The organism is Marisediminicola sp. UYEF4 (assembly GCF_040546025.1).
In the GTDB taxonomy this organism is placed as follows: Bacteria; Actinomycetota; Actinomycetes; order Actinomycetales; family Microbacteriaceae; genus Marisediminicola.
In genome coordinates, this window is the sequence record NZ_JBEPNA010000001.1 from 479,166 (window position 1) to 491,548 (window position 12,383).

The 12,383-nt window shown below is 68.0% G+C and carries 10 protein-coding genes and 1 pseudogene; 8 read left to right on the top strand and 3 right to left on the bottom strand.

Annotated features, from left to right (window positions below):
- Nucleotides 1-8 precede the first annotated feature (8 nt).
- Complete coding sequence (locus tag ABIB15_RS02315) at nucleotides 9-518, top strand: universal stress protein (RefSeq protein WP_354474919.1); 510 nt, start codon at nucleotides 9-11, stop codon at nucleotides 516-518.
- 12 nt (nucleotides 519-530) lie between these two features.
- Here the strand turns inward: ABIB15_RS02315 and ABIB15_RS02320 are convergent, their stop codons facing one another.
- Entirely contained in the window at nucleotides 531-2,051 is a 1,521-nt protein-coding gene (locus ABIB15_RS02320) for a SulP family inorganic anion transporter (RefSeq protein WP_354474920.1), read from the bottom strand.
- A 153-nt stretch (nucleotides 2,052-2,204) separates the two neighbouring features.
- Between ABIB15_RS02320 and ABIB15_RS02325 the strand changes: the two are divergent.
- The 3 genes and pseudogenes from ABIB15_RS02325 to ABIB15_RS02335 all read left to right on the top strand — a co-directional run.
- Nucleotides 2,205-2,585: pseudogene (locus ABIB15_RS02325) on the top strand (MerR family transcriptional regulator); the annotation flags it as partial.
- Between the two features lie 151 nt (nucleotides 2,586-2,736).
- Nucleotides 2,737-4,425: a ribonuclease J gene (locus tag ABIB15_RS02330; RefSeq protein WP_354474923.1), complete on the top strand. Its 1,689-nt coding sequence runs from the start codon at nucleotides 2,737-2,739 to the stop codon at nucleotides 4,423-4,425.
- A gap of 28 nt (nucleotides 4,426-4,453) precedes the next feature.
- The gene (locus ABIB15_RS02335) at nucleotides 4,454-6,058 is read left to right on the top strand and encodes a peptide chain release factor 3 (protein WP_354474925.1); all 1,605 of its coding nucleotides are present in this window, start codon (nucleotides 4,454-4,456) and stop codon (nucleotides 6,056-6,058) included.
- Between the two features lie 31 nt (nucleotides 6,059-6,089).
- Here ABIB15_RS02335 and ABIB15_RS02340 read toward each other — a convergent pair whose 3' ends face one another.
- Entirely contained in the window at nucleotides 6,090-6,920 is an 831-nt protein-coding gene (locus ABIB15_RS02340) for a fumarylacetoacetate hydrolase family protein (RefSeq protein WP_354474927.1), read from the bottom strand.
- A 132-nt stretch (nucleotides 6,921-7,052) separates the two neighbouring features.
- On the opposite strand from ABIB15_RS02340, the gene ABIB15_RS02345 reads away from it, so the two are divergent.
- From ABIB15_RS02345 to ABIB15_RS02355, 3 genes are all read left to right on the top strand, one after another.
- Complete coding sequence (locus ABIB15_RS02345) at nucleotides 7,053-7,724, top strand: FadR/GntR family transcriptional regulator (protein WP_354474929.1); 672 nt, start codon at nucleotides 7,053-7,055, stop codon at nucleotides 7,722-7,724.
- Nucleotides 7,725-7,805: 81 nt separating this feature from the next.
- Nucleotides 7,806-8,819: an amidohydrolase family protein gene (locus ABIB15_RS02350; protein WP_354474930.1), complete on the top strand. Its 1,014-nt coding sequence runs from the start codon at nucleotides 7,806-7,808 to the stop codon at nucleotides 8,817-8,819.
- Nucleotides 8,816-9,646 (top strand): polysaccharide deacetylase family protein, encoded by an 831-nt coding sequence (locus ABIB15_RS02355; protein ID WP_354474931.1) that lies wholly within the window; start codon nucleotides 8,816-8,818, stop codon nucleotides 9,644-9,646. Before ABIB15_RS02350 ends, ABIB15_RS02355 begins: the two co-directional genes overlap by 4 nt.
- 13 nt (nucleotides 9,647-9,659) lie before the next feature.
- On the opposite strand, the gene ABIB15_RS02360 is transcribed toward ABIB15_RS02355, so the two are convergent.
- Nucleotides 9,660-10,493, bottom strand: a complete 834-nt coding sequence (locus tag ABIB15_RS02360; protein ID WP_354474932.1) for an IclR family transcriptional regulator — start codon at nucleotides 10,491-10,493, stop codon at nucleotides 9,660-9,662.
- 188 nt (nucleotides 10,494-10,681) lie between these two features.
- Here ABIB15_RS02360 and ABIB15_RS02365 point away from each other — a divergent pair, with 188 nt between their 5' ends.
- On the top strand, nucleotides 10,682-12,364 hold the full coding sequence (locus ABIB15_RS02365) for a thiamine pyrophosphate-binding protein (RefSeq protein ID WP_354475134.1): 1,683 nt from the start codon (nucleotides 10,682-10,684) through the stop codon (nucleotides 12,362-12,364).
- Nucleotides 12,365-12,383 lie beyond the last annotated feature (19 nt).

The window sequence follows — 12,383 nt, forward strand, 5'->3', positions numbered from 1 at the left end:
GGAGCCAGATGGACGCGAGGGAATCAGCGCCGGTGATCGTCGGTGTGGTCCACGACCAGCCGGATGCCGTGGTGCTCAGCGCCGTCGAGTTCGCGCGGCGCTTCGGCGCAGAGCTCGTCTGCGCGAGCGTCGACCGCGGGCGGTACACCGTGCAGGAGCGCGAGGACGGCTCGGTCGCCTCGCTGCCGATCGACCCCGACCTGCCCGACCTCGCGGTGGAGGAGTTCCCCGAGGAGCTCGAGCGCCACCTCGCAACGCTGCTCCAGAACCGCGGCGTGCGCTGGTCGACCCGGATGCTCGCGGGCGATCCCGCGCACGCGCTCGGCCGACTCGCCGACCGGCTCGACGCGGCCATGATCGTCGTCGGAACACGCGAGGCCGGCCTGCGCGGCAGCATCCAGGAGCTGCTCACCGGGTCGGTCGCGGCGCACCTGGCGCACCGGCAGCACCGGCCCGTCGTCGTGATCCCGCTCGATCCGGTGCCGATCGACCGCGAGCTGCCCTGGGAGCAGGGCTGAGCCGGCTCCGACTCAGTGCCCGGCGCCCAGCTGGCCGCCGAGACGCGCATGAATCGAGGTGCTTGCCTCGTTCAGGCCCATGATGACGGCACGTTTGCCGTGCTGCTCGTACTTGGTGGTGATGGCGTCGAGCGCGGCGACGGTCGAGGCGTCCCAGATGTGCGAGTTCGACATGTCTATGACAACCCGTTCCTGGTCGTCGGCGTACTCGAACTGCGTCGTCAGGTCGTTGCTCGAGGCGAAGAACAGCTCGCCCGTCACAACGTAGTACGCGGTCGGCACGGTTTCGCCCTCGGGTACCGTGCGCTCCACCGAGACGAAGTGCGCGACGCGCCGGGCGAAGAGCACCATCGCGAGGATGACCCCGGCGATCACGCCGATTGCGAGGTTGTGGGTGATCACGACGATGACGACGGTGGCAACCATGACGCCGGTCTCGCTCTTCGGCATCCGCTTCAGGGTCGAGGGGCGGATGCTGTGCCAGTCGAGCGTTGCGACGGAAACCATGATCATCACCGCGACGAGCGCCGCCATCGGGATGATCGACACGACGTCGCCAAGTCCGACCACGAGGATCAGCAGGAACACCCCGGCGAGGAAGGTCGAGATGCGGGTGCGCGCACCCGACGCCTTCACGTTGATCATGGTCTGGCCGATAATCGCGCATCCGCCCATGCCGCCGAACAGGCCGGAGAGCATGTTCGCGACACCCTGGCCCCACGCCTCGCGGGTCTTGCGGGAATGCGTATCGGTGATCTCGTCGACGAGCTTCGCGGTCATGAGCGACTCGAGAAGCCCGACGAGCGCCATCGCGAGGGCGTAGGGCGCGATGATCTGGAACGTCTCCCAGTTGAGCGGCACGTCGGGGATGAACAGCTCGGGCAGGCTCCGCGGCAGCTCGCCCTGGTCGCCAACGGTGGGAACGGCGATCGCCATCGTGACGACGGCGACCGTGATGAGCACGATTGCGACGAGCGGGGCGGGCACGACCTTGGTCAGTCGCGGCATGACGACCATGATGAGGATGCCGACCGCGACGAGCGGGTAGACGAGCCACGGAACCCCGATGAGGTGGGGGAGCTGGGCTGTGAAGATAAGGATCGCGAGCGCATTGACGAACCCGACCATGACACTGCGGGGGATGAAGCGCATGAGCTTCGCGACGCCGATGACGCCGAGCACCACCTGGAAGATGCCAGCGAGGATCACCGTGGCGATGAAGTACTCCATACCGTACTCGCGGGCCACGGGCGCGATGACGAGGGCGATCGCGCCGGTCGCCGCGGTGATCATCGCGGGCCTGCCGCCGAGGAAGGCGATCGACACGGCCATGACGAACGAGGAGAACAGTCCCACCCGGGGGTCCACTCCGGCGATGATCGAGAACGAGATCGCCTCAGGGATGAGTGCCATGGCGACCACGAGGCCGGCGAGCACCTCGCGGGTGAGCAGGCGCGGCGTGCGCAGCGCGGTCATCACCGACGGGTCGGCCCGGTAGCGGTCGGGCGCGTCGGTCTTCTGGGCAATGGCCATGGGAGTCTCCAGTAACGAGAGGGGATGCCGGGTGGGATGGGCGTCGCGCGCAGCGTTACGCGGAGAATGGGGGGACGACGGGCGCGCGGCCGGTCGTCATTCCGAACTCTACCCTAACGTTAGGGTTGGAAGCGAAGCGGCCGAAAGGACAACATGAGCGCGGATGTCCGCCCCGAAACGATGCACATCGGCGAGCTCGCCGAGAAGACCGGCCTGTCGCTGCGCACAATTCGCCACTACGACGACGTGGGCCTGCTCAAGGCATCCGGTCGAACGGAGGGCGGATTCCGGCTCTACAACCAGGACGACCTGACCCGGCTCATGCTCATCCGGCGCATGAAGCCGCTCGGGTTCTCGCTCGAGGAAATGACCGATCTGCTCGGCGTCATTGACACGCTGCAGGCAGGCGCACCGGGTTCCGGTAGCCTAGAGGTACGTTCCCGGTTGGATCGCTTCATCGATCAGGCCGCCGAACGCAGGCAGACGCTCGAGAGACAGCTCGAGATGGCCGACGAGTTCCTGGCACTTCTCCGCCGCCAACAGGCAGCGCGCGATCCGATCGCGACGCGCGCATTGGCCCAGATCGGCCCCGGGCGGTTCGACGCCGCCCCCACAAACCCCGCAGTGCAATAAGGCCCGCGACAAGCCATGAGGCGTCGGGCAGACAATCCAAGAAACGAGCACCATGATCAACCACCACCACCTCGACCTGCCGTCACCGCCGAAGCTGCCCAAGGGGGGCCTCCGGGTCACCCCGCTCGGCGGGCTCGGCGAGATCGGCCGCAACATGACCGTGTTCGAGCACCAGGGCAAGCTCCTCATCGTCGACTGTGGGGTGCTGTTCCCCGAGGACAACCAGCCCGGCATCAACGTGATCCTGCCCGACTTCAGCTCGATCAGGCACCGCCTCAACGACATCGTCGCGATCGTGCTCACCCACGGGCACGAGGACCACATCGGCGGCGTGCCGCACCTCATCAAGGAACGCAAGAACATCCCCGTGGTGGGCTCCAAGCTCACCCTGGCGTTCGTCGGCGCGAAGTTCCAGGAGGAGCGGCTGTCGCCCCCCGTCGTCGAGGTCGTCGCGGGCGAGAAGCGCTCGTTCGGACCGTTCGACCTCGAGTTCGTCGCCGTGAACCACTCCATCCCCGACGGTCTCGCGATCGCGATCCGCACCGAGGCCGGCCTCGTGCTGCACACGGGCGACTTCAAGATGGACCAGTTCCCGCTCGACAAGCGCATCACCGACCTCGGTGCCTTCGCCCGTCTCGCCGAGGAGGGTGTCGACCTCTTCCTCACCGACTCGACCAACGCCGAGGTGCCCGGATTCACGACCTCGGAAGAGGACATCCGGCCGGCCATCGACGCGGTGTTCCGCACCTCGCCGCGACGCATCGTCGTGTCGAGCTTCGCGAGCCACGTGCACCGGATCCAGCAGGTGCTGGATGCCGCCGTCAAGAACGACCGCAAGGTCGCGTTCGTCGGCCGGTCGATGGTGCGCAACATGGGGATCGCCTCCGACCTCGGCTACCTCAACGTGCCCAAGGGCCTCGTCGTCGACCTCAAGACCCTCGAGAAGCTCCCCGACGACAAGATGGTGCTCGTCTGCACCGGCTCGCAGGGCGAGCCGATGGCGGCCCTGTCTCGCATGGCCAACCGCGAGCACATCATCGAGATCGGCGACGGCGACACCGTGCTGCTCGCGAGCTCGCTCATCCCCGGCAACGAGAACGCGATCTACCGCGTCATCAACGGGCTCATCCGCTGGGGTGCGAACGTCGTGCACAAGGGCAACGCGAAGGTGCACGTCTCGGGCCACGCGAGTGCCGGCGAGCTCGTCTACTGCTACAACATCGTCAAGCCCAAGAACGTGATGCCCGTTCATGGCGAGTGGCGCCACCTCACCGCGAACGCCGAGCTCGCCGTGCGCACCGGCGTTCCGGAGGACCGTGTGATCATCGCGGAGGACGGCGTCGTCGTCGACCTCGTGAACGGCCGAGCGTCGATCGTCGGCAAGGTCAAGGCGGACCTCGTGTTCGTCGATGGCATGTCGATCGGCGTGGCCTCGGAGGAGGCGCTGAGCGACCGCCGGATGCTCGCCGAAGACGGCGCGATCACGATCCTCGGCATCCTCGACACCAAGACGGGCCTGCTCGCCGAGCCGATCGAGTTCTTCGCGCGCGGATTCGCGCACGACGACGAGTGGATCCGCGGCGCGACGAAGGCGATCGACGACGCGATGGTGGCGGCGAACCAGAGCAAGCGCGTCGACGGTGCGGCGCTCGAGCTGCTGCTGACCCGCACAATGAACCGCTGGATGCAGCGCAAGTACCGCCGCACGCCCGTGATCACGTCGATCGTCGTCGACGCCTGATCCGAGAGGGTACAACGGGAGAGCACACATGAGCGCTGTGGAAACGAGGGACGGCGTCGACAACCTGCGGGTTCTCGACGAGGCCCTCAAGCGGCGAACCATCGCCGTGATCTCCCATCCGGATGCCGGAAAGTCCACACTCACCGAGGCGCTGCTGCTGCACGCGCACGCCATCGGTGAGGCGGGGGCGACCCACGGCAAGGCCGGCCGGCGGGCGACCGTGTCGGACTGGATGACGATGGAGAAGGAACGCGGCATCTCGATCAGCTCCGCGGCGATCCAGTTCACCCACCGCGACACGATCATCAACCTCGTCGACACCCCCGGCCACGCCGACTTCTCGGAGGACACCTACCGGGTGCTCGCCGCGGTGGATGCCGCCATCATGCTCGTCGACGCGGCCAAGGGCCTCGAGGCGCAGACCATGAAGCTCTTCGAGGTGTGTAAACGCCGCGGCATCCCGCTCATCACGATGATCAACAAGTGGGACCGTCCCGGTGGCGACGCCCTCGCCCTGATGGACGAGATCGAGAAGCGCACCGGCCTCTTCCCGACGCCGCTCACCTGGCCTGTGGGCGAGTCGGGCGACTTCCGCGGGCTCGTCGACTGCGACAGCGGGCAGTTCGTGCGCTTCCACCGCACCGCCGGCGGGGCGACGATCGCCAGCGAGGAGACCGTTCCGGCGGAGGACGCGACCGCGATCGCCGGGCCAGCGTGGCAGACGGCGGTCGAGGAGACCGGCCTGCTGCGCGAGGAGGGGCACCGTCACGACGAGTCGCTTTTCCTCTCCGCCGCCTCGACCCCGGTGCTGTTCGGCGCCGCGGCGCTCAACATCGGCGTGCGCCAGCTGCTCGACACCCTCGTCGACCTCGCGCCGTCCGCCGAGGCCCGCGCCGACACCTCCGGCGTGCGCCGGGCTGTGAACTCCGCGTTCTCCGGGTTCGTGTTCAAGGTGCAGTCCGGGATGGACTCCAACCACCGCGACCGGGTCGCCTTCGTGCGGGTCTGCTCCGGCGTGTTCGAGCGCGGGATGACCGTGACCCACGAGCCGAGCGGACGCCCGTTCGCCACCAAGTACGCCCAACAGATGTTCGGCAAGGACCGCGAAACCGTCGACACCGCGTGGCCCGGCGACATCGTCGGCCTGATCAACGCCTCGGCGCTGCGCCCAGGCGACACCCTGTTCATGGGCGGCCCGGTCGTCTACCCTCCGATGCCGAGGTTCCAGCCCGAGCACTTCCGCGCGGCGCGTTCCACCGACAGCAGCAAGCACAAGCAGTTCCGCAAGGGAATCGAGCAGCTCGACCACGAGGGCGTCATCCAGGTGCTGCACTCCGACCGGCGCGGCGACCAGACCCCGATCCTCGCCGCCGTCGGCCCGATGCAGTTCGAGGTCGCGACCGAGCGGATGGCGAACGAGTACCGTGCGCCGATCGCTTTCGACGCGCTGCCGTACACGGTCGCCTGCCTGATCGACGCCGAGACGGCGAAGGTGCTCGCGAAGCACTCCTCGACCGAGGTGACGATGGCCTCCGACGGCCGGCTGATCGCGCTGTTCGCCAACGAGTGGAAGCTGCGGACGCTGCGGCGCGAGCATCCGGAACTCACCCTCGACTCGATCTCCGCCGAGTAGCCCACCGTTCTTTCAGGAGTGACAGGGAACTTCAACGCATGGGGCCGACGATCGGTGTGCGGACGATGCCCATCCTCTCGACCTCGACCTCCACGACGTCCCCGTCGGTGAGGTAGATCGGCGGGTTCCGTGCGTAGCCGACGCCCTCCGGCGTGCCCGTCACGATGATGTCACCAGGGTTGAGGGTCATCGTGCGGCTGACGAGTGCGAGCACGTCTCCGAGCTCGAAGATCATGTCGCGGGTGTTGCCGTCCTGCATCGTCTCGCCGTTCACCCGGGTGCGGACCCGCAGCCCGTCGCGCAGGTCTCCCACCTCATCGGCGGTGACGAGATCGCCGACAGGGCCGGAGGCATCCGCGTTCTTCCCGAGGGTCCACTGCGCCGTCAGCTTCTGCGCCCGTCGAGCGCTGAGGTCGTTGAACGCGGCGTAGCCAACGACGGACGCCCCGGCGGTGTCCGCATCGGCGTTCCGCAGCGGTGCGCCGACGAACGCGGCCACCTCTGCTTCCCAGTCGAGCCCCAGCTCGTCGACCGGCACCGGCGCAGGCGTGCCGTCCACCGTGAGCGAGACCGTCCAGCGCCCGAAGATCATCGGGAACTCGGGCACCTCGAACGACCCCTCGGCCGCATGGGCCCGGTAGTTGAGGCCGAGGCAGAGCACGCGGGCAGAGGGCAGCACCGGCGGCACGATCGTCACCGATTCGAGCGGCACGCTCGCGGTCGCCTCGTCGGCGCGCCGGATCCAGCCGGCCGGGTCTTCCCAGAAGATGGCGAGGGGAGCGAGCGGCGTCGCCGTGCCGTCGCCTCCTCGGCGCGCGATGTCGATGCCGCCGTGCGGATGCTGGATGCCGATGAGTCTCACGTTCGCTCCTTGTGCCTGCGGTCGAGGTGCGGGCAGACCGTCACGTGACAGGCTAGCCGGGGAAAGCTAAACATACGAACCTTTTAAGTATTTGCTGGTCGTGCATGTCCGGTGCGTGTTAGGTTTCGTGCCATGTCACCCGCCGCGCCACTGACCCGCGCCCAGACGTTGCTCGAGCGAATCGAGGCGTCGATTATCGAGCGGGGACTGGTCCAGGGCGACTCGCTCGGAACGCTCGACAGCTGGCGTGCGGAATCCGGGTTCGCGCGGGCGACGGTGAGCGAGGCCGTGCGGATCCTGATCGACCGCGGCCTCGTCGAGATCAGGCCGGGTCGGGGCGGCGGAATTTTTGTCGCCCAGACCGGCCCGGTCGTTCGGTTGCGCCACACCCTCCTCGCTGTGCACGGCGAGGCGTCGACGGTCGCCGATGCGCTTGCCATCCGCGAGTCCCTCGAGCCGCTCGTCGTCGAGAACGCCACCCGCCATCGCACTGCGGCGGATTCGAAGCGGCTGAATCGCCTGCTCGCGGCCCTCGCCGCCGCGAGCAGCGACCGCGATCGGTTCATCCGCGCCAACTGGGAGCTTCACCTCGCGATCGCCTCGATCACCCCGAACACCATGCTCACCGCGATCTACCTCACGATGATGCACATCATCAACGACCAGTCCGACCTCGCCGTCAACGACCTGAGTGAGGATCCGGATGCGTACGTCGGGCATCGCATCGCCGTGCACCGCGAGCTCGTCGAGGCGATTATCGCCGGCGACGTCGAGCGCGCCGCCACGGCTGTTTCCGCCCACTGAGCCCGTTGCAACCGGGCCACACCCAACTGAGGAGCAGCAATGAGCGGAGGCCGTTCGAGACCGGCAGAGGGAGGCCGTCAGATGATCGCCCATGACGTGCACGCGCACTACTACCCGCCCGAGTACACGCTAGTCGTGGCCGAGGTGGCCGGCGAGTCCGGCCGTCATTCCGAGGTTGCTCGGGCCTTCCTCCGACACGGCATCATCCAGAAGGTGCCGACCTTCACGGGCGACCTGCGAGAGCGAATCCGGCTGCTCGACTCCGCCGGGATCGGCGTTCAGGTGCTGAGCTTCGCGTCGCTCAACATCTGGCATCCGGACCCCCGGCAGCGCGCCCGACTCACGGCCGCGCACAACGACGGGTGCGCTGCCGCTTCCGCGGAGTATCCCGATCGGCTGAGGTTCCTTGCGACCCTTCCCTTCCCGCACGTGCCGGAGGCGGTCGCCGAGGTGCGCCGCGCGCGCACCCTGCCCGGATTCGTCGGCTACACCATCCCCACCCACATTGACGGGGCCGGCATCGACGATCCGCGCTGGGACGAGGTCTACGCGGCGATGAACGAGGCGCCGGCACTCGTGCTCGTGCACCCCGACGGCTTCTGCGCCCCCGGCGTTCTCGACGACTACTCGATGGAGTGGGCGCTCGGTGCGCCGTTCGACGACACGATCGCTGCCGTGCGGCTGCTGTGCTCCGGAATCCTCGACCGGTACAGTCGCCTGAACTGGGTGGTGCCCCACCTCGGCGGAACGCTCCCGTTCCTGTTGCACCGGCTGCTCTGGCGCTGGCAACTGGAAGCCGACCTGCTTGGAACCTCGTCGCGCGGCGGAGTCCGCCTTGAACGGTTGCTCTTCGACACAGCCAACTCGACCCCCGCGACATTGCGTCTCGCGATTGACACCCTGCCGGCCGGGTCGCTGGTGTTCGGCACCGACTTTCCCTTTGTCGACCCGACAGACCTTGCCCGGCCCGTGGCGATGGTCCGCGATCTCGCGGCGCCGGGTTTCTCGTCGGATCGCGTGCTCCACGGCATCCTCGCTCCCCATGTGAACCCACCGAACGACCCCAACCGCGCTCAGGAAGGCCACCACTCATGACCGACACCGCTGCCACCCCGTGGCCGGGAGGCGTGACCGCCGCCCTCGTGCTCAACGTGATGTACGAGCAGTGGGCCCCGGATGCGTCGCCCGGCCTCGGGCCGATGGGCAACCCGCTGCCGCCCGGTGTCGTCGACCACCAAGCGGTTTCCTGGGCGCGCTATGGACCGCGGACTGGCATCTGGGCGCTGCTCGACTTCCTCGAACGGGAGTCGCTCGCGGCGTCGTTCTACGCCAGCGGCATCCTGACCGAGACGGCACCCGATTCGGTGCGGGCAATCGTCGACGGCGGGCACGAGCTGTGCGCCCACTCGTGGTCGCAGGACCGCATCCCCGCCGCCCTCGCGATAGGGGATGAGCGGGACGAGATCCAGCGCTGCGCCGACGAGCTCGAGCGCGTCGGGGGGCAGCGTCCACGCGGCTGGATCAGTCCGCGCTGCACTCCGAGTGGGAACACGGCGGAACTGCTCGCTCACGCTGGATTCGAATGGTTCGGGGACGTGTTCGACGCCGACCTGCCGTACCGGATGGACACACCGGGCGGGGGTATCGTCGCCCTGCCGTTCGGCTTGGAAGTCAACGACCTCCCGATGACGGTGCGCTATGGCCAGCCGACGAGAGAACTCGCGAAGAGTTTCGAATTCGCGGCCAACGGTCTGCTCCGTGACCGCCGTGTTGGTTACATCGATGTCACCGTGCACGCCCACGTCGGTGGCCGGCCCGCCGGATTGGCCGCTCTGGCGCAGATCGTCTCGACCGCGCGCAGGCTCGGAATGTGGATCGGAACCAGGGGTGACATCGCCGACCGCTTCATCGACTCGGAATGATGCAGGGAGCCGGCTAGGCGAGCGGAACGGCGGCTGGGAAGTAGCCGAGCCGGCGGGAGAGCTCGGCTGCCGCGGCGCGGATGGACGCGCCGACTTCGTCGATCGACAGCGACTCGAGGCGGTCGGCGGGACAGCTGAGCGTGATCGCGCCCGCACAGCGGCCGGTCGCATCGAAGAACGGGGCGGCGATACCGGCGCCGTTGCGCACCCAGCGGCCGGGGCTGTACGTGTAGCCGAGGTCACGGTCGACCTGCAGCTGCCGACGGAACTCGTCCGCATCGGTGATGCTCTGTGGTGTGTGGGCGACCAGACCGCTAGCGATTATCCTGTCGCTCTCCTCTGGTGGCATTCCGGCGAGGATGGCCATCCCCGAGGCCCCGCTGACGAGGGGGAACGGCTTGCCGAGCTCGATCACGTAACGAATCGTGTGCTCGCAATCGACCTTTCCGCGGAACACAAGCGAATCGTCGACCCTGGAGGCGACGTAGCAGGTCTCGTTGTACTTGGCGACGAGGTCCTTGAGGAACGGCTCAGCCGCCTTGACGAGCGTGTCGCGCTCGCCGAGCGCGGCCACGATAGCGAACAGACGGGGACCGGCTGAATAGAGTCCGCGATCGCGCTCTTGCTCCACGTACCCCATCTCCTCGAACTGGGTGAGGATGCGGCTCACTGCGCTGCGGTCGATGCCGGTCTGTCGGGCGGCCTCGCGCACGCCGATGCCGTCGGCGTGCGTTGAGACGAGCTCAAGGAGGGCGATCGCCCTGGCAAGGATCCCGGACTTCGGGCCGACGCCGTGCGGCTCGTCCTTGTCAGCTTCCACGGCATTCCACCTGTTCGTTGCGGACATTCGCATCCGTCTCATCCGTGCCATCCGGCCCGCCCAGGCCGCACGGGCATCGCCCGTTCGGCACACTGCACATGTTACGACACGGGCGAATTGCGATCTTGACACCTCCATAATCTCACGCCAGAATAACAAGACGTTGTCTTGCTCAACAAGACATACATTGAGACAAGGTGGTCTACGTGACAGAAATGACCGGGGCGGAATACCTCTCCCGAGCCCTCGACGCGTATGGGGTGTCCGCCGTGTTTCTGGTGCCGACGTCGCTCAGCGCGACCCTCGTCACGATGGAACGGGAGACCGAGATCAAGAGGATCGTCACCCACGGTGAGAAGGCCGCCGCCTATATGGCCGACGGCTACGCGCGCGCCACCGGTCGCCCGGGTGTCTGCATGGCGCAGAACATCGGCGGTGCGAACCTTGCCGCCGGGCTGCGCGACGCCTATCTCGGCTGCTCACCCGTCATTGCGCTGACCGGCGGGCCGTACGAGTACAGCCGCGGCCGCAACTACTACCAGGAGATCGAGGACTTCCCGCTCTTCAAGCCCGTCACGAAGTCGAGCCGGCAGGTTCTCGATGCGCAGCGACTGCCAGACCAGCTCGACCAGGCCTTCCGGGATGCCACCGTCGGCAAGCCCGGTCCCGCGCACCTCGAGCTCGCCGGCCACACCGGCGACACCGTCGAGAACCAGACCATCTCGGCGGAGCTGCCCGCCCCGCAGCCCCGCAGCGTCCCCGGCATGCGAGTCGCGCCGGATCCCGCCGCCGTTGCCCGCGCCGCCCGAGTTCTGCGTGAGGCGCGGAGACCGGTCATCGTCTCGGGCGGTGGCGTTCGCGCATCCGGTGCGTCAAGCGAGGTCGTCGCGCTCGCCGAGCGGCTCGGTGCGCCGATCGCCACCTCGCTCAACGGCAAGGACACCGTGCCCGGCGATCACCCGCTGGCGATCGGTGTTCCCGGTCTCTACGCGCGGGCCAGCGCCAACGAGATCATCCTCGAAGCGGACGTGGTCTTCTATGTGGGCAGCCAAACAGGCAGCCAGGTCACCCTCACCTGGCAGGTTCCGCCGACGAGCACTCAGATCGTGCACCTCGACATCGAGCCCACGGAGCTCGGCCGCCACTACCCGAACACGATCCCCGTCGCCGCGGATGCCCGGCTCGGCCTTGCTGCCCTCCTCGATGCGCTGTCGGATGCCGACCCCTCCCGCACGGCCGACTGGGTTGCGCGAACCAGAGAGCTCGGGTGCCGCTGGCGGGACCGCCTCGCCGATCGTCTCGACTCGGAGGCCGAGCCGATCAGACCTGAGCGCCTCGCGAGCGAACTCGGCCGCCTCGTCCCCGACAACGCGATCATCGTGGCCGACACCGGGCACGCGGGTATGTGGACCGGTGGGTACCTTGACCTCGCGAAGCCCGGCCAGGGGTTCCTCCGAGCGGCTGGCTCGCTCGGCTGGGGCCTTCCCGCCGGGATCGGGGCCCAGATCGCGCGTCCGGATGCCCAAGTCGTGGTCTTCACCGGCGACGGGGGGCTGTTCTATCACCTCGCCGAACTCGAGACGGCCGCGCGCTGGAAGGTGCCGCTCGTCGTCGTGGTCAATGACAACCGATCGCTCAACCAGGAGATCAACCCGTACACCGTGGCCTATGGGGGATCGCTCGGGGGTCGCCACCACGAGCTGTGGCACTTCGAGGACCTCGACCTGTCGCGCGTCGCCGAGTCGCTCGGCGTGACCGGCATCCGCGTGACCCGGCCCCAGGACCTCGAGCCGGCCATCGCGCGCGCCGTGGCAATGAACGGCCCGGTCCTGATCGACGTCGTCACCGACATCGACGCTCTCGCCCCCAAAGGTTCCGCCCAACGGGCAACCGTCTGACTCTCCAATGCAAGGACAC